At 45.1% G+C, this 18,239-nt stretch carries 19 protein-coding genes; 2 read left to right on the top strand and 17 right to left on the bottom strand.

The genetic code is table 11. The features are described 5' to 3' along the window. Positions 1–4: 4 nt before the first annotated feature. The 7 genes from C1T21_RS11420 to C1T21_RS11445 all read right to left on the bottom strand — a co-directional run bounded on the left by C1T21_RS11420 (position 5) and on the right by C1T21_RS11445 (position 6,166). Positions 5–937, bottom strand: coding sequence for an ABC transporter permease (locus C1T21_RS11420; RefSeq protein WP_103048341.1), 933 nt, complete (start codon positions 935–937; stop codon positions 5–7). A gap of 17 nt (positions 938–954) precedes the next feature. Then, positions 955–1,872, bottom strand: coding sequence for an ABC transporter permease (locus tag C1T21_RS11425; RefSeq protein WP_023990423.1), 918 nt, complete (start codon positions 1,870–1,872; stop codon positions 955–957). A gap of 85 nt (positions 1,873–1,957) precedes the next feature. After that, complete coding sequence (locus C1T21_RS11430) at positions 1,958–3,505, bottom strand: ABC transporter substrate-binding protein (RefSeq protein ID WP_025723793.1); 1,548 nt, start codon at positions 3,503–3,505, stop codon at positions 1,958–1,960. A gap of 69 nt (positions 3,506–3,574) precedes the next feature. After that, complete coding sequence (locus C1T21_RS11435; RefSeq protein ID WP_103048342.1) at positions 3,575–4,759, bottom strand: M20 metallopeptidase family protein; 1,185 nt, start codon at positions 4,757–4,759, stop codon at positions 3,575–3,577. 48 nt (positions 4,760–4,807) lie between these two features. Beyond that, the gene (locus tag C1T21_RS11440; protein ID WP_023990426.1) at positions 4,808–5,533 is read right to left on the bottom strand and encodes a FadR/GntR family transcriptional regulator; all 726 of its coding nucleotides are present in this window, start codon (positions 5,531–5,533) and stop codon (positions 4,808–4,810) included. 248 nt (positions 5,534–5,781) lie between these two features. Then, complete coding sequence (locus tag C1T21_RS27320) at positions 5,782–5,952, bottom strand: hypothetical protein (RefSeq protein ID WP_023990428.1); 171 nt, start codon at positions 5,950–5,952, stop codon at positions 5,782–5,784. Between the two features lie 19 nt (positions 5,953–5,971). Beyond that, positions 5,972–6,166, bottom strand: a complete 195-nt coding sequence (locus C1T21_RS11445) for an H-type small acid-soluble spore protein (RefSeq protein ID WP_103048343.1) — start codon at positions 6,164–6,166, stop codon at positions 5,972–5,974. A gap of 200 nt (positions 6,167–6,366) precedes the next feature. Here C1T21_RS11445 and C1T21_RS11450 point away from each other — a divergent pair, with 200 nt between their 5' ends. Further along, entirely contained in the window at positions 6,367–7,554 is a 1,188-nt protein-coding gene (locus tag C1T21_RS11450) for a macrolide family glycosyltransferase (protein ID WP_103048344.1), read from the top strand. Between the two features lie 75 nt (positions 7,555–7,629). Here the strand turns inward: C1T21_RS11450 and C1T21_RS11455 are convergent, their stop codons facing one another. The 5 genes from C1T21_RS11455 to C1T21_RS11475 all read right to left on the bottom strand — a co-directional run bounded on the left by C1T21_RS11455 (position 7,630) and on the right by C1T21_RS11475 (position 13,367). After that, complete coding sequence (locus C1T21_RS11455; RefSeq protein WP_103048345.1) at positions 7,630–9,045, bottom strand: glycoside hydrolase family 32 protein; 1,416 nt, start codon at positions 9,043–9,045, stop codon at positions 7,630–7,632. A gap of 83 nt (positions 9,046–9,128) precedes the next feature. Further along, complete coding sequence (locus C1T21_RS11460; protein WP_023990432.1) at positions 9,129–9,956, bottom strand: carbohydrate ABC transporter permease; 828 nt, start codon at positions 9,954–9,956, stop codon at positions 9,129–9,131. Further along, positions 9,956–10,840 carry a carbohydrate ABC transporter permease gene (locus tag C1T21_RS11465; protein ID WP_103048346.1) on the bottom strand — a complete coding sequence of 295 codons (885 nt, stop codon included), beginning with the start codon at positions 10,838–10,840 and terminating at the stop codon, positions 9,956–9,958. Before C1T21_RS11465 ends, C1T21_RS11460 begins: the two co-directional genes overlap by 1 nt. A gap of 59 nt (positions 10,841–10,899) precedes the next feature. Beyond that, complete coding sequence (locus tag C1T21_RS11470; protein WP_103048347.1) at positions 10,900–12,225, bottom strand: ABC transporter substrate-binding protein; 1,326 nt, start codon at positions 12,223–12,225, stop codon at positions 10,900–10,902. A 164-nt stretch (positions 12,226–12,389) separates the two neighbouring features. Then, positions 12,390–13,367: a LacI family DNA-binding transcriptional regulator gene (locus C1T21_RS11475; RefSeq protein WP_103048348.1), complete on the bottom strand. Its 978-nt coding sequence runs from the start codon at positions 13,365–13,367 to the stop codon at positions 12,390–12,392. A 488-nt stretch (positions 13,368–13,855) separates the two neighbouring features. On the opposite strand from C1T21_RS11475, the gene bglS reads away from it, so the two are divergent. Continuing rightward, a complete protein-coding gene (gene bglS, locus C1T21_RS11480; protein WP_103048349.1) occupies positions 13,856–14,569 on the top strand; it encodes a beta-glucanase in 714 nt (237 codons plus the stop codon). Positions 14,570–14,850: 281 nt separating this feature from the next. On the opposite strand, the gene C1T21_RS11485 is transcribed toward bglS, so the two are convergent. The 5 genes from C1T21_RS11485 to C1T21_RS11505 all read right to left on the bottom strand — a co-directional run bounded on the left by C1T21_RS11485 (position 14,851) and on the right by C1T21_RS11505 (position 17,859). Beyond that, positions 14,851–15,201, bottom strand: coding sequence for a DUF1048 domain-containing protein (locus tag C1T21_RS11485; protein ID WP_103048350.1), 351 nt, complete (start codon positions 15,199–15,201; stop codon positions 14,851–14,853). 12 nt (positions 15,202–15,213) lie between these two features. Continuing rightward, positions 15,214–15,561 (bottom strand): DUF1048 domain-containing protein, encoded by a 348-nt coding sequence (locus C1T21_RS11490; protein WP_103048351.1) that lies wholly within the window; start codon positions 15,559–15,561, stop codon positions 15,214–15,216. After that, positions 15,561–15,866, bottom strand: a complete 306-nt coding sequence (locus C1T21_RS11495) for a PadR family transcriptional regulator (RefSeq protein ID WP_272640953.1) — start codon at positions 15,864–15,866, stop codon at positions 15,561–15,563. Before C1T21_RS11495 ends, C1T21_RS11490 begins: the two co-directional genes overlap by 1 nt. Positions 15,867–16,216: 350 nt before the next feature. Beyond that, positions 16,217–17,146, bottom strand: a complete 930-nt coding sequence (locus C1T21_RS11500) for a prenyltransferase/squalene oxidase repeat-containing protein (RefSeq protein ID WP_103048353.1) — start codon at positions 17,144–17,146, stop codon at positions 16,217–16,219. A 440-nt stretch (positions 17,147–17,586) separates the two neighbouring features. Continuing rightward, positions 17,587–17,859, bottom strand: a complete 273-nt coding sequence (locus tag C1T21_RS11505) for a hypothetical protein (protein ID WP_053326165.1) — start codon at positions 17,857–17,859, stop codon at positions 17,587–17,589. Positions 17,860–18,239 lie beyond the last annotated feature (380 nt).

The raw sequence follows: 18,239 nt of genomic DNA on the forward strand, positions 1-18,239 counted from the left end.
TCTGTTATTCTTTCGCTTTCATATGGGGATCTAACACATCGCGAAGCCAGTCACCGAGAAAAATGACGCCCAGAACTGTGATGGTAATCGCCAGGCCGGGAAACGTTGCCACCCACCAGCTCGTGGCTATATACTGCCTCCCATCGCTCAGCATGCCACCCCAGGACACTGCCGGCGGTGTAATCCCTAATCCGAGAAAACTAAGAGAAGCTTCCATAATAATCGTCGTTGCTACATTCATACCGGAAATGACGATAAACGAAGACAGGACATTCGGTAAAATGTGCTTCAATAAAATCCTACTATTTTTAGAGCCAATCGCCTTGGCTGCTTTAACAAAGTCTCGTTCCTTGATACTCAATACCTCGCCCCGGACAACTCTCGTATAAGAAACCCAATTTGTAACGCCAATGACGAAAATGAGCGTAGTCATGCCAGGCCCTACAACGGCCAAGACAACCAGCATCAGCAGAATAGCCGGAATAGCCAAAAAGGCGTCGGCAACTCTCATTATGGTGGCATCCACCCATTTACCATAAAACCCGGCGAGGAGGCCAAGGATTGCGCCAATGGTGCCTGAGACCAGAACTGCACCAATACCGACGATAAGCGAAACTCTCGCTCCATATACGATACGACTCCACATATCTCGTCCTAGGTTATCTGTACCAAGCCAATGTTCCGGCAATCCACCATCCAACCACATAGGCGGCTTCAGACGGTTAAGCGGGTCAATTTCCGCAGGATTGTGACTGGCCAGCATAGGGGCACATAATGCCGTTAAACAAACGAGCAGTAAGATCACTGCACCGACCGTTCCTGTTTTACTTCGTAACAGTTGCTTCCATATACGTCCGATACCGGACGGTTGTGTCTGCTTTTTGCCATCCAGGTTTAGATCTGGACCAAGGGCTTGTACATCATGAATGCCTGCCACGCTTCCCCCTCCCCTCTCTAGTTGTATTTAATCCTTGGATCAAGCAGTCGGTAAACGACATCGGTTAAAATATTGCTAACCACCACAATAAAGGCAATCACAAATACCGCAGCCTGAACGATAGCCATGTCGTGCGTATTCACAGCGACGACAAGTAACTGTCCCAAACCCGGCCATGCAAATACCGTCTCTGTAATCAGTGTACCGCCGATCAAGCTCGTAAATTGCAAGCTCATAATCGTAACGACCGGAATCAATCCATTGCGGAAAGCGTGTTTTCCGATAACCACGATTTCGAGAATCCCTTTACTTCGGGCTGTTCGAATATAGTCCTGGTTCAAAATGTCCAGCATACTGGAGCGAATGAGTCGGGTCATCTGTGCAGAAAGGCCGACACCCAGTGTAAAGGCCGGAAGTATTAAATGATCCATCCCGCCCCGGCCGGACACCGGAAGCATCCCTAACATGACGGAAAATAATAAGATGAGCATAATCCCCATCCAAAAGTTAGGCATGGCCTTGCCGACTACGGATAAACTGGAAATGATTAAATCGGTAAAGGTATTCCGTTTGACTGCTGAGATGACACCCAAAGGCACAGCAATGATGACCGCAAAAATCATGGCGGCTACTGCCAATTCAAAACTGGCAGGCAGCCGTTCCAATACTAACGGCAAAGCCGATTCACCATAGCGAAACGAGGTACCAAAATCTCCTTGTAAGGCACTGCCAATAAATTTAATGTATTGCGTATATAAGGGCTGATCTAGCCCGAGCGCCTGCGTTAACACTGCACGATCCTCAGCTGTAGCGGTCTCCGGCAGCATAAGGGCCACAGGGTCCCCGGTTACCCTCACCAGGATGAATACAATAAGGGAGACAATCAGAAGTACAGGAATAACCTGAAGCAGTGATTTAGCGATATACGTTTTCAATCTGTCACCTCCGTAACCAGCAGGCTTTTTTTAAAAGGACGGGCAGGAACCTTCATTGAGGTCCCCGCCCGTTCATTTCTCTTCTTTATTTAGCAGGTGTAATATCCTCTGCATAGAACATTTCATCGCTTCTCGGTTGGAAGTTCACACCGTTACCGGTGCCATAAATCCCTTCCATTTGGAACAAATATACGGCTGGACGATCTTCAGCCAAAATCTGTTGCACTTGCTGATACTCTTTTTCACGCGAAGCTGTATCCAGATTCGTCAGCGCATGCTGCAGCAGCTTCTCTACCTTCGGATTGTTATAATCCGTTTCGCCTTTTGCCTCTTCTACCAGATAGCGATTATAGTTGTTGGAAGCATCAAATAGAGAATTACCAATGCCGATCATAAACATTTCTTTGAAAGATTTGGAACTGTAACGCTCACTGAAAGCACTTGGCTCCAGCACGTCCAATTTAATGTTGAATCCTTCTTTATTTAACATGGCGGCTACGACCTCGGCATACTCTTTGTATATTGAGGATACTGAAAGGGTCAATGTCGGGCCTGCACCAGCATAACCGGCCTGCTTCAGCAGTTCCTTGGCTTTAGCCGGATCATATAATGTTTTCTCATATAAGGAAGGATCGGCACCAAAGTTACCTGGTGTAACGGAAGTACGGGTTACAATCCCAGCACCGCCTGCGATGCTGTCTACGATTCCTTTTTTATCAATCGCGAGATCTATCGCTTCTCTCACTTTGGAGTCAGCCGTAACACTGCCCTGACTTTGACGTAAAATCAATTGCAGTACACGCTGGATCGGAGCCTTGACGATTTTTTTACCCTCTTCGCCTTGAACACGTTCTATATCCGTGGAAGGGATACCAGATGCAATGTCAATCGAGCCTGCGAGCAGTTCAGATACACGCGTAGAGGCTTCTGGAATGGAGCGGAAGACAACTTGATCCCATTTGGGCTGACCTTCGTAATACTTATCGTTTTTAACGAGTACCACCCGGTCATCCTTGATCCATTGGCTAAATTTATAAGGGCCTGTACCTATCGGATTTTTAAGGAATGCCTCTATCCCATTTTTCTCAATATACTTGGAAGGTAAGATGCCAGCTCCCATTTTGGATAAACGATTCAACAGTAACGGATCAGGTCCATCGGTGATGATGTCTGCCGTATGTTCATCTACCACTTTCACTTCTTTGATATTTTTAAAGTATGAATTTTGTTTGAGTGTGTTATCCTTTGCTACTCTTTCTATCGTGTACTTCACATCTTCCGCTGTGAATGGATCACCGTTATGGAAGGTTACCCCTTCGCGCAGATGAAAACGCCAAGTGGTATCATCTACCTTTTCCCAGGAAGTAGCGAGTCCAGGTACTTTCTTCTGCTGACTATCATTTTTCAATAAGTAGTCAAATACGTTAACCAGAACGGCTTCACTCGCCGTATTGTTATTGTTATGTGGATCAAAACTTTCAATATCCGTAGCATTAGCAATTGTCAGTACTTTACTGTCGGTCGATGTTGCGCTGTCTTTACTACCGCCTGTAGATTGGGTACCGCAACCCGCCAGGATCATCGCAGCAATCAGTAACGTAATCCCGCCTCTAAACCACTTATGTCTATTCATCTTGTCCACTCCACTCCATTAAGGTTGTATATTGCCGCACAGCTGCATTTGAGCGTCTTAATCCCGATTTTATGTTGTCTTCAAAAAATTCAGTGCGATGGCCGACATCATGGCTACCCCATAAGGCAGTACCACTTCATCTAAATCAAATCTGGGATGATGTAATGGATAGCTGGTATCTTCATCACCTCTCCCACATCCCAACCGGAAAAACACGCCAGGTACCTGTTCACAATAAAAAGCAAAATCCTCCCCGCCTGTTGACGGTTTGATGTAGTCCCACTCCTTGGAGCCAAACAATTGCTCACTCGTTTCCGTCATCAGATCAACCATATCCGGGTCGTTCTGCACAACCGGGTAGCCCTGCTGATAACTCAGCTCATATCCAGCCCCGAACGACTCACACACCCCACGGACCACCTGTTCGATCAGCTCAGGCATCCGGTTACGCAGTTCCGCAGATAGGGTACGCACGGTACCGATCATCTCTACTTCCGGTGCAATGGCCGCTCCCATATACCCGCCACTAATTTTGCCAATCGTAATGACAATGGTTTCAAGGGGATCAACCATACGACTTGGAATGTTTTGCAGGGCAGAAATAACCTGCGCGGACACGGCAATGGCGTCTATTCCCTCATGTGGACGGGCAGCATGACCGCCTTTGCCTAGAATCTTAATTGTTAAGCTGTCTGCCGATGCAAAAGCGACCCCTTTGCTGACCCCCAGTGTTCCTGTCTTCAGGCCCGGGAACATATGTAGTCCTGCCATGGCATCCACTTTGGGATTCTCCAATACACCGTCATCGATCATAGCCTTGGCCCCTGCCAAACCTTCTTCAGCGGGCTGAAAGACAAATTTGATATTTCCTCTTTCAGGTCGCTCCAAATGAGCAAGTAACTGTGCAGTTCCCATCAGTATGGCGGTATGGGCATCATGCCCACATAAATGGGCCTTACCTGGGATCTCCGAACGATAGGGAACCGTTTTTTGATCCTGAATCGGTAATGCATCCATATCTGCCCTTAGACCGATGGTAGGCCCTGGGCTTTTTCCCCGTAACAGACCCACAACCCCGGTTTTCCCTACCTGGGTTGTCACCTCCAACCCGAGACTACGCAAGTGCTCAGCTACAATGCCCGATGTTCGAATCTCTTCATAACCCGTTTCAGGATGGCGATGAAAATCCCTTCGCCATGTGATCAATTGCTCTTGAAGCGGTCTAGATAAAGCCAAAAGTTCATGTATGTTCATGTTTTCACTCTCCCCACTCGAATCGTATTCTTTTTGTGTATGATATCGTTAGCCTTTTGCAACCACTCTTGCATAAATGGCATCTGCGGAATGTCCGATATGATGCTTCATCATTTCCCGCGACTTCTCAGCATCTCGTGCCCGAAGTGCACTCAGTATTTCCGTATGGACGTCGTAATTCACCGTCCGAATCTGATCATCATAGGGCATGAGATCAAGTGCCGGGTTAATCTTGGTACGAATCTGCCTAACCGCATCTTCACAAAATGGATTGCCAGATGCTTTGGCAATGGCCAGATGGAATTTAACATCCAAGGCCCGAAACCATTCTCGGGTACAGTCCGCTTCAATGCTCTGTTCCAGGTAATGCTGAAGCAGGTCCAGTTCATCCGTGGTGATCCGCGCAGCCGCTAAAAAAGCACCCTCCGGCTCCACAATCATCCGATATTCAAAGACCTTCAGCATGTGCTCCCAATCTTTTGCAATTTCTTCCCGGGTACGTTTATGAGAGTTTGCCGTCACGGGAAGAACAAAGGTCCCTCCCTTGGCACCTACCCTCTTCTCGATGAGTCCCTTGGATTCCAATTGAGATAACGCCTCACGGACTGTAATTCTACTGGCATTAAATATTTCTGCGAGTTCCCGCTCTGTCGGTAGTTGCTCCTCGCTAAGCAATTCCTTTAAAATAATAGCCTCTTCCAACTGCTCTCTAATAAAATCACTCACTTTTTTAGCCGATACTTTTTCAAAGCGCAGAGGAGTTTGGATTAACATATGAACACTCCGATCATAAATCTTTAAGGTCTAAACCTTATACCTTTGTGAAAAACAAAAAAATATAAATCTGTTGTTATCATAATACCTAGTAAACCTATATGCAATACTTTTTTTAAAAAAATGTATGATGCTTTCGAAACAATAAAAAGAAGCAGCCCCTTGCAGAGCTGCTAAATCTTTGGTTATCCTTTATGCATCATATAAAAAGCACGCAACAGGTTATCCTGTGCGCGCTTGGTCATTCTCTATTTCTCCTCCAACTCATCCGGTACATCGTATTTATTGATATGTGAGGTTATTGCTGCAACTGCTTCGCTGGCATCCGTCGTGGCCGGCACTTCTCTAACCACATCATCCGTCTGGTCACGAAAATTCAAACGGTCTGCCTCGACTACTTTCTGTTGATTGGGTTTCATTTTTCATATCGCTCCTTTCTTATTCCAGTGCCTGATCTCGTTCTGTTAACGTGTACAAAGGTACTTCCCGTTCCTCTTCTGGATTGCTCAGCGCATAAATGCGTGCCGTCTCACTCTGCTCGTTCACATGCTGAATATAAATGGGTAACCCATCACACAACACATTCGCCATAATGGAAGAGGACGCTATTTCTTGCGCTCTTTGAACATTCACTTAGAAAAAACCTCCCTTGCTAAGTAGAGTTCGCCTTTACTATGCACGAGTTAAATATTTGTTATACACATTTCATGCCAACATGTGTTTCATAATTTTGAAAGGATATCATTTGAAAAAATAAATATTATTGTTATTATGGGATTGAGAGATTCAGTGAAAACTGCGATCTTAATTGTAGAGAAAAGGAGTAATGATGAATGTTAAACATATTAATGGTTAACTTTCCGGCAGAAGGACATGTGAACCCTACGATCGGGATGACGCAAGCCTTTGCAGCACGAGGGGACCAAGTACATTACATTACAACTGAGAAATACAAGGACAGACTCGAAGCCGTTGGAGCAACGGTTCACCTGCATACCGATCTGATCAGGACTGCTTCTATTGATTCCGGTACTCCGACTGGGTTGAGTGCATTTATGAATATTCATATTCAGACTTCGATGGACATATTAGCCATCACCCAGCAACTGTCTGAAAGCACTGATTTTGACTTTGTTTTCTATGATAGATTCGGAGCTGGCGAGTTAGTTAGAGACTATTTAAAAATCCCTGGTATTGCTTCATCCCCATCTTTTCTGATTTCACAGAATCGGATGGCTACCAATCTCTTTCGCTCTAATGGAAAAGAGCCATTTCAACTTGATGAACAGGCCACGACCTCACTACATCTCATGAAAGAAAGATTCGGTGTTGCTCCCAAAGATATGGTTCAATTTATGAACAATACAGGGGCTCTAAACGTTGTATACACCAGCCGATATTTCCAACCAGACGCTGACAGCTTTGGTGAAGAGAATCTCTTTATTGGTCCCAGCTTCCCTGAGCGCAAAGGGGAACATTCTTTTCCTTTGGATGCACTACAAGATAAAAAAGTTCTGTATATTTCGATGGGAACGGTTTTGGATCATGTTGAGGACTTTTTCAACACCTGTATTGAAGCTTTTTCCGATTTTGAAGGTATCGTCGTGATTGCAGCTGGCGAGAAAGCTGACTTTACGAAAATCAACCCAGCCCCAGAGCACTTTATCATCTCGCCCTATGTTCCCCAATTGGAGGTACTACGTTATTCAGATGTATTTATTACTCATGGTGGAATGAACAGTGTGAATGAAGGAATTCACTTTAATGTACCCTTGGTCGTACTGCCTCAGGACAAGGATCAACCCATGGTCGCGCAGCGGTTAACAGAACTTCAGGCTGGCTATCGAATAACCAAAGACCAAATCAATGTACAATCGTTAAGAGATGCCGTACATGAGGTAATGTCGAACGCGGCGTATAAAGAGGGCGTACAAAAAATAAATGATAGCTTCCAGCAATCTGGCGGTACAGAAGAAGCCCTCGCAAAAATTGATGCCTATCTTCAAAATAAGCTTGTGTAAATCACACGATCACAATCCTACAAAAAAACAGGAGCCCTGACCATCAATGGTCGGGTTCCTGTTTGTCATGCATTTCTATGTGGATATATCCCACTTCTGAAACGAAGCAATCGTACACTTTCCGCTCGCAAACGCTCGAATGCCCGTAGATTCCACTCCCGGATACACTCTTCCTGTGAGGACGTATTCACCGTCGCCGATAAATATTTCCACCGAGCTTTTATCGACAAAAACCCGAAGCTCCAGGCGGCCCTCGTTTAAGCCCAAAGGCACTCTTCTCTCTCCACCCGGGCCTATACCGGCACGTTCTCGGTTGAAACGGAACAGACCGTCATCGGGACGGTACGACAGTACAGTCTCCTCTTCGCTACCCACCCGCAGTTTCAAACCGAATTCATCGGTGTTACTGGACTCAAACTCAAATACGACCTTCAGTTCGTAGCTATCTCCGCGCGTGTCCATAATCTGCTCACCTGTCAGTAATATATCCCGCTGCTCGAACAGATTGCATCGGTAATTCTTTACCTCTTCAAGCGGACGGAACAGCAGCCTGGCGCCGTCGATAACCGCTTCCCGCGGAAGACTCATCGCACCAGCCCAATGGTGCCCCTCCTGGGTCGGCATCTCCGACTCCCACATATCCATCCATCCGATGACGATACGCCGCCCTTTATCATCCAAGGTTGACTGTGGGGCATAGAAATCGAATCCGTGATCCACCTGTGCATACCTCTCTGCCGTAAATGTTCCGGCAGCAGAATTGAAATCACCTATACCGTACATGGTGGAATGCAGATTGCGGTAAGCCTCCCCCTGCGCAGGCATGCGTTGCGGGGACAGCATAAATACGTGCCGACCACCGAGCGGGAACAGATCCGGGCACTCCCAATTATCGCCGAAGCGTCCGTCACTCACGGCTAGTACATTGACATACGTCCAGCTTTTCAGGTCATCAGAACGGTAAAGCAGTACAAGTCCGTTCCCTTTGGCATCATTAGAACCGAGAACGGCGTAATATTGATCTTCGTGCCTAAACACCTTAGGGTCACGGAAGTCTTTACGGCTGATCGTGTCTGGTATGGCGTCATAACCGATGACCGGGTTGCCTTCCCACTTTTCGAACGTTATTCCGTCTTCTGATACTGCAATTCCCTGCGACTGCTTGTAATCCTGATCTTTGTCAGGCCCGGTTACAACATGTCCGGTATACATCAGGACAAGCTTTCCGTCCTGCTCAATCGCACTGCCGGAGAAGCAGCCATCTTGGTCGAACTCACCGTCCGGTGCCAAAGCGATCGGCAGATAGTCCCACTTCATAAGATCGCGGCTGACTGCATGTCCCCAGTGCATCGGTCCCCATACTGATTTATACGGGTAATGTTGATAGAACAAGTGATACTGCCCGTTATATTGAATGAAGCCGTTCGGATCATTCATCCAGCCCAATTCAGCCATTAAATGGTAGTGCAGCCGATAATCTGGCCGAAGCATATGCTTCGATTGGGAAATAAATTGATCTGCACGCTCTCTCGTATACGTTCTAGTTTGTTTGATAAAGCATCCTCCTCCTGCAGTTATTTAATCGAACCTTGCATAACACCCTGAATAATATACTTCTGGGCGAACAGATAGATGATAATGATCGGAAATATCGTCAGTACCAAACTTGCCATCAATGGACCATAATCCACTGTATAGGTTCCATAAAAGTTATACGTGGACAACGGAAGTGTCCTTTGCTCCGGATCGACCAGAATGAGGGAAGGCAGCAGAAAATCATTCCAGATCCACAGCACATTGAGAATGGAAATGGTGGCAGTCGTGGGCATCAGTACCGGAAACACAATCCGGAAGAATGTCTGAAACCGCGTGCAGCCGTCAATTAGCGCCGCTTCCTCCAGTTCCTTTGGAATACTCTTTACGAAACCATGATAAATGAAGACGGCCAGCGAGCTGCCAAAACCGATATACATGTAAATCAGCGACCACTTGCTGTTCAGCAGATCAAGTGACCCGTAGATTTTCACCAATGGAATCATGATAGCCTGGAATGGAATGATCATGGATGCAACCATCAGCATAAATGTATATTGGTTGAACTTGGTGTTGTTTCTGACAAAATAATGAGCCGTCATCGCCGCGAACAGTGAGATAAACAGAACACTTAGCACCGTTATGACCAATGAGTTGGTGAAGGCAGCGATGTAATTCATTTTATCGAATGCATTCATATAATTGACCATACTGAAGCTCTCGGGAAGGGATAACGGATTTGAGGTGATGGCCATGTTTTCCTTGAACGAATTGATCAGCAGAAAGACGAACGGTACGATGAACAATATGAGTATGACTGTCAGCACAATGAATTTGATCACGGAGGAAGCAATTCTTTTTCTTGTCATTACGCCTCCACCTCCAACTTCTTGCTAAAATAAACCTGAAGTAGAGTGATGAGAGCAACCATCAGGAACAACACGAATGCTTCTGCCTGCCCCACACCATAATCACGGGAAAGGAATGCCTTTTCATACACATGCATCGACACCATTTGAGTACTGCTGAACGGCCCACCTTTCGTGAGCGCAAGGTTCACGTCATAGACCATAAATCCGCGCTGCAGGGACAAGAATATACATACGATGAAAGAAGGAACCATCAAGGGCAGCACCATTTTCCGCAGTCTGGTCCAGCTGTTTGCCCCATCAATGCTTGCGGCCTCCATAATATCATTCGGTACACCCGTCAATCCCGCGATGTAAATGACCATCATGTAACCCGCGTTCTGCCACACGGTTACAATCACGAGTGCCCAGAACGCTTTGTCGGGATCAGCCAGCCAAGTCGTGCTGAGCGACTGTATGCTGGCATGTTGTCCCAAATAGACAAGCACGTTGTTGAATATAAACTGCCATATAAAACCGAGTACAATGCCGCCGACAAGGTTGGGCAGGAAAAATCCCGCCCGGAAAACACTCTGTCCTTTTAACCCTTTTGTCAGCACATAAGCCAGCATAAAAGCGATCACATTGATAAGAACAACGGTATAAAACACATACTTGAGCGTCAAGCTGAACGATTTCCAAAACTCAATATCTCTAAAAACAGCCAGATAGTTTTGGACGCCAACCAGCGATAGTGTGGTGGAAATACCATCCCAGTTTGTGAACGTCAGATAGATGCCGTACAAAAATGGAATGATCATTACCGTTATGAAGGCAAACAAGGTTGGTCCGGTAAACAGCAGCCGCGTCCGCAGCCGATTCCATACTCCTTTTTCCGCAATCATGATGATCCCTCTCTTTGTCCCTGATTTCTCTCTCTATTCCGGGTAATTTGAAAACAACCTTATTTTGCGGTCTTCCAGTAGTTTTCGATTTCTTTAACCAGTGTTGCTCGATCGCCCTGTTTCGCCAGATACTTTTGCATGGAAGATCCTGTCTTGGACCAGTGGTCGGCAGGCAGCATACTCATCGACTGCTCTGACTTGCCTTTTGCGATATAATCCTGGATGGACTTGCCAAGCGGATCGGCCGCAGGCAGTGTAATATTTTTGAACGCCGGGATAATGTTCGCTTGGTTCACGAGGAAATCCTGGCCTTTCTCATCATAGACGATCCAATTCAGGAACTTCTTCGCCGCCTCTTGCTGTTCTGGAGTAGCCTTCTCCTTGTCAATAACAATGCGCTTGGATACAGCAGACGAAATCTCCTGATTGCCGTAGTCATCGGCATTGTTGCTGATGGGTACAGGCAGAAAACCATATTCTTTGTTAGCGGTATCAAAACTGTTGATTTGCGGCCATGCCCAGTTGCCCATGAACCAAATGCCAACTTCACCTTTGCCGAGCAGTTCCGGTCCGCGTTCATAAGTTCCTGCTAGCGGAGAAGCCTGATCGATATTGTATTTCATCATGACGTCGAATGTATCCATAAGTCCGTTAAATACAGGATTATTAGCCAAGTCCGCCTGGCCCGCTTTTAGTGACGCCATGAATTTGTCCACTTCAGCCATGTCTTTGTTCTGGCCTGCATAAGCAAGAGGCAAATAATGAGCGCCCAGGGACCAGTCCATTGATGAAATCACCAGTGCTTTCTTTCCGGATGTCTCGATTTGCTGAAACAGTTTTTCAAGGTCATTTCGGGTTTTAATTGTGGTGGGATCAAAGCTTCCGCCTACCGCTTTATCTACAACGGCTTTGTTGTAAATGAATCCGTAGCCTTCAACAGCCAGTGGAAACGCGTAATTTTTACCATCAAATGTCGTAGCATTGGTAGCGTTTTCAACAGTGTCCGCATTCCACTTTTCCCCGCTTAGATCGAGGATACGGTCCTTGAATTTCTCAACATCACCTGTATCTAGCATGATCATGGTCGGCGGGTTTCCTGATGCATACAATGCAGAGGCACGCTCAAAAGGAGATCCACCAGTCGGAACCGGCTGGATTTCAACAGTAATGCCCGGATTGTCTTTCTGGAACGCCTTCGCGGCTTCCTCCAGCTGTGGAAGGATTTCGCCTTTGGAGTTCAAAAGCGTAATTTTAACATTTTTCGAATCCCCTGATCCCCCTCCAGAAGCCGAATTACCTTCTCCTCCGGAGCCACCGCATGCAGACACCACCATAACCAAAAGAAGCAGCATTACCATCCATTGAACTCTTTTGAATTTCCTCATTGTTGTCATCCCCTTATTTATATAATGGCTCTGAACACTTAAATAAAACGCTTACAAACGGATTATATGTCAAAGGTTTAACTTGTGTCAATCGTTTGACATGTTGAAATCTTAACATGTACTAAAAAAAATCTGTTCCCCTTGTTAGAGGAACAGATTTTCATTCAGGTCGTTGCACGCTCAATTAGTTCAACAGGCAGCAGATTGACAGGTTGTACCTGCTCCCCTTCCGCCTGCCTGCGGATCAGCTCGACCGCCAGTCTGCCGATGTCTGCAATCGGCTGTCTTACCGATGTAAGTTCCGGCGTCAGCCAGGAAGCAACGCTTACATCATCGAAGCCTACAATGCGCACATTCTCTGGCACATGCCTTCCAGCGCGAATATATTCTTTCAGCGCAAAAGCAGCAATAATATCACTTGTTGCGAACACTCCATCCACATCCGGATGTTCATGAACGAGTTTTGAAATGATTCTCTCGTACTCCTTCTGGTCGAACACATTCAAGTCTGTTTGGACGATCACATGCTGGACACCATCCCTGCCCACGACATCCCGGAATGCTTTGGTCCGCTCATTGGACAGCATGTTCAGCTCCAGATTTCCGCATATATGCGCAATTTTCTGGCAGCCTTTGCGAATGAGCAGCTCCGTAGCCAGCTCGCCTCCGCGATAATTATCCGAGGATATGTAAGGAATATCCGGGTCAATCTGCCTATCAAATGTCACGATCGGTGAATTCAAATGTCGGTACTCTTCTACTTCTAATGTATGGCTACCCATAATGATGCCATCCACCCGGTTCCTCTTCAACATATCGATATACACTTTTTCCTTCACGGGATCCATATGGGAATTGCACAGCAGGACCTTGCAGTTTTGCTGATAGGCATAGAACTCGACCTGATTGGCAAGCTCACTGAAGAAAGGATGCGAGACATCGGGAATAATCAGGCCAATAATATTAGACTGCTTGCGCAATAGGGATCGTGCTATTTCATTCGGTTGATAATTAAGTTCCTCCATTGCGTCGAACACTTTTTTGCGTGTAGTTTCACTGATATATCCCCGGTTGTTCATTACACGGGATACTGTTGTGACCGACACGCCCGCTTTTAATGCTACATCATGAATTGTCGCCATATTAACCTCTTCCCGCACAAAATAAATACATACAAACTATACCCTCTCCTCATCATTTCAACAACCTTACATAATGGGGGGCCTCAAAATGGCCGTAAATGTTAGGTGACTGAACTTTGCGAATCCCAAATTAGAGGTTAAAATTGCTCTAAATCGTAAAGATAGCAAGCCCCTCTTAAAAAGGTCTTGCTATCTTTTCTTTAACCACCCTTCTTTGATTCAACTTCCCCGACGTAGGCGCTCTAGTTATCGGGGTGAGTAGCGGCCAGCGATGCATTTTCAAACCACAACTTGATAAAATTTAGTTTTTTTGAAATTATTTTTCAAGCGTTAAGTTTGCTATAGTCTACGCCTCAATTTCAAGCTACAATGAAGATGCCAAATATGGAAGCGTTTTATATTTTTCGGTAATCCAGTCAATACTTGAAATAATGTATCATTGCCAGCCGTTTCTTCCATGTTTGGTCAATCTTTTATGGAGGTGTAAAATGAAGAAGAAATCTTGGTTCACTTTAATGGTCACGGGTATTGTCTCTCTGTTTTTTTCGGTAAGCGTTTATGCGGGGAATGTTTTTTGGGAACCACTTAATGGTTTCAATTCTGGTGCATGGCAAAAAGCGGATGGATATTCCAATGGGAACATGTTTAATTGCACTTGGCGTGCCAATAATGTCAATTTTACGAACGATGGCAAAATGAAGCTTGGCTTAACAAGTTCTGCGTACAATAAATTTGACTGCGGAGAGTATCGATCGACGAACACTTACAGATACGGCTTATACGAGGTCAGCATGAAGCCTGCTAAAAATACAGGGATCGTATCTTCCTTTTTTACGTATACGGGACCTACTGATGGCACACAATGGGATGAAATAGATATTGAATTTTTAGGAAAAGACACGACAAAAGTGCAATTCAACTATTATACAAACGGGGTCGGTGGTCACGAGAAGATTGTTGATCTGGGCTTCGATGCATCAAGAGGCTTCCACACCTATGCTTTCGATTGGCAGCCAGGGTACATTAAGTGGTATGTTGACGGGATTCTAAAGCATACGGCAACTACAAACATACCAAGCACGCCAGGCAAGATTATGATGAATTTATGGAATGGCACTGGCGTTGACGACTGGCTAGGTTCGTATAATGGAGCGAATCCGCTATACGCTGAATATGATTGGGTAAAATACACGAGCAATTAGCCCGTAGTACAAAAGCAGCCCTGTAGTGGCTGCTTTTTTTGTGATGCATTGATTTAGCCATGTTCCGGCCATGAAGAAGATTGCTAGAAGTCTATTCAAAGCTGGCGATCACCCGATGCGCAGCTTGAATATAATCAGTGGTGAGGATTCTGACAATCGTCGTCTTGCCCGCGCCGTTTGGAGCCAAACAGGGCGAAAATCTCACCTCGCTTCACTTAAAAATTGACGCCTTTTAGGACTTCTGTGTCCTTGAAAGACTTTCACATCCCGATATCCCCCTTTTACTTTGTTTTATCCATAACCTTTTTCATGGCCTTGTTACCTTCTTGATCAACAGATTCTTGAAAGATGTCAGCGTAAGTTTTTGAATCTTTGATTAGATCGTCGCAGAAAGCCGCTACGTCACTGCCCGTCACTTCGAGCACGCCTTTCCCCAAGGCCGCGCCCTCTTCAAAAAGATCGATAATCCCCGAGAGCAAACCCGTCCCGTCGGTTAGCTCAACAGGGCCGACCTTAAAGAGATATTTTTGAATCTCTTTATAAACAATCTGGTAATCTTGCGGCAGCGCTTTGAGACGCGCCACGTGCGCTCGCCACTCTTTTTTGCCTTCGATGATATCTCGTATTCTCATTTTATCCTCCTCCTATTTACCTAATTTTTTAGCGATATTATTGTTGAGTTGCTCGCGCCACTTGTCGCGAAAAGACTTTGCCCCTTCTTCGCCGGCCAGCGCTGAACAAAAGCCTTTGATATCGTCACCCAAAACCTCTTGGACACTCTGTCCGTCCGCCGCCGTTTCTTCTAGCAGGCCAAGCACACCGTCAAGAATTGGCATGAGGTTGCGACCGGTGAAATCTGAGTGCGGCCAGAGATTGGCATTAATTTTTTCCCATGCCGCTTGATAACCAGCCGGCAGCTTTTTGACTCGCGATTCAAAAGTTTTGAATTCTTTAGTCATGTCGCTGCCGGTGAGTTTTTCCCAAAAATTCATTATTTTTTCTCCTTTAACTCGTTAATTTTTGATGATACGAACTCCCACTTTTCCCAGAACTTCCGCAGTTCCTCGCGCCCCGCGTCGTTGATCGCAAAAAACTTTCGCGGTGGTCCCATTTCGGAGGGCTTCTTGGTGATCTCCACCAACTTGTTTTTTTCAAGCCGGATCAGGATGGTGTACACCGTTCCCTCCACAACATCTGTGAAGCCGAGGGCGTTCAGCCGCCGCGTGATTTCGTAGCCGTAGGTTTCTTTGCGGCTTATAATTTCAAGGATACAGCCCTCAAGCACGCCTTTGAGCATTTCCGTTAGGTTTTCCAGCACAATCACTCCTTGCTATTCTGTATAACCGGTATGCAGTGTTACTTACTACCGCTATAAAGTATCACGTAGTAGATGAATTGTCAATAGCGTTATCTCTGACACGGATTTTACATTTTCAACTATCCTGCCCGTTAGCGTAACAAGGCTGCCCATTCAATCCACGGCAGCCCCATGGTTTATTGAGTTGCCTCAACAAAGACCTCTTCTTTTGCTTCCCATTTTACGGCTTCAATCAGTGTTTAGACAATCATTTTACATATTGAAATTTGCAACTTTCCCCTCTAAGCCTTCCTCATCCTGGTCCGTTCCTCTTCCCCATGAGCTCCCTTCTAAAGGAAGTCTTTATGCATAGGTATACTCCCGTCCAATCGTTCGATAACTCGATCCAACTGTCTGGTTAGATAAGGCGAAACATCACCAATGCCAGACACTGCTTCTAACAAGGGAAATAGTTGCCCACCCCACGGGCCTTGTGGATCAAAGACTTGTCTACCGATTCTCAAGCCTCCTGTTTCCTTGAAGATGTTCAATCGTTCCAATCCTTCAATAAGTAGCCCGACCGGCAGCGTTTTGTTCCTACGTCGGGACCATTCTGCCAAGAAGGACATGCCGCGTAATATATCATATTCAAAAAACCTCGGAAAGCAAGGCTTAAGCCATTCCATATCGATGACGCTTCTATTTTGTTTAGAACATACAAGACGATGCTCAATTAAATACCGTGCGCCTTCATCTAAGAAAACGGCTTCCTGTTCAGTAAATTCACGGTCTGTATGCCATAAGATAGCTTCAAGCGGAGGAAGTGTTGAAACAATAGAGCTCTTTTTAGAATGAGTATAAGCTTCAGGGTCGCAGTTCAGCCCGCCATCAGGTAACTGATGCTTTAAGAGCCATTCGCGAATCCAAGGCAGTTCCTTGTCCAAATCACAGCCATACGCCATTAGAATCATATAGTATACGGAAAGTTCACAATGGCAGCAATCCATCTTCATCTTATCACTTTCACTTGTTGGATGGTCATCGGCGGATATGATGAAGGTCGGCCAGACCTGAGTTTCGAGTAAATATTCTGCTCCGACAATAGCAGACTCGGGAATTAGTTTCACCTCTCCCATTTCATAAAGAGCAGCCATATGCCACCAAGCTCCATCCCATTTTCGACGGCTGCACTCGCGGTGAGTCATCCCCAAATGTGGAGTAGATTCAAGGAACTGTATAGATTTTTCGATTGCTAAACGAATATTTTGATTTGTTTCCATCTGGGTATCTCCTTTTGATTACCTCTACTTCACGCTTCAGTTAAGCAACGTCTCACCTCGTATACCCTTACACTCTTAAAAAATTCGATATGTTATTAAACTATCCTGCCCGTTAGCTTAATGAAGCATCGGCAGTCTAATACTTTATTTTCTCAGTCTAAAACATTATTTTCTTCTGACATCAGCAACTAAAAAAACCGGTCATCCTAAACTAGGACAACCGGTTTTAAAAGATCAGAACCAACTATAATGTTAAGATACCAACTTTAATGTAACTGAACAATTAGTTGTCAGGTGATAAAAAAGTCGTGAACCAATTTTGTTGATTTTACTGCGTTTGCCAGAGCACGTGATAAACACGAAAAATAAAAAGTCTGAAACCACCACAAATTACCATAAAAAGAAAGTTGGAAACTTGTACTATTACGATAATATAATTTTCATAACCATTTCCTCAATATACTGAATGTCGCATATAACGTGCTTAAATGATCAATTTTCTTTTTCAAAGAATTATCTCTAATAATCTGTCCATCTTTAGTCCATTGTCCATATATTTGAACTAACCGCCCTGTAGTTCGTGAGAGTTCAAGAAGTGCTGTCTTCAGATGCTCTTTTTGAACTAAAGTTAGGTTATTATCCATTTTTATTTTATTAAATTCTTCTATCAAATCTCTTACTAATTCATTATTCACTTCTTTCAATGAAGCCATTATATCTCTAGCTAGTTTATTAATTCTCTTTTTTTGTTCGAATGATAGCTTGATTTTACTTAATTCTTTAAATAGTGAACTTATGGAATGGTTTGATTCTTAGTATACCAAAGGTAAACTACGATTTCTGTTGTGTTTTGTCGATTTTCCAATAAATCGAAATAGTTACTCAGCGGCACTTGACGTCAGATTCCTGTGGTGGATTTTTCCCTTTCATTTGGAAAAAAACACCCGGCAGGATGCGTACCGAGAGAAATACGGCATACACCCAAGCCGGGTAAGGGATTAGAAAATAATATCAATGGTCTCTAGCACATCTTGCTCCTGTTCGGATTGCCCGTTCAGGGAAATATCCTTCAACAGCACCGAAGGCTGTTCGC

The sequence above is a fragment of the Paenibacillus sp. F4 genome, assembly GCF_002894905.1.
GTDB lineage: Bacteria > Bacillota > Bacilli > Paenibacillales > Paenibacillaceae > Paenibacillus > Paenibacillus polymyxa_B.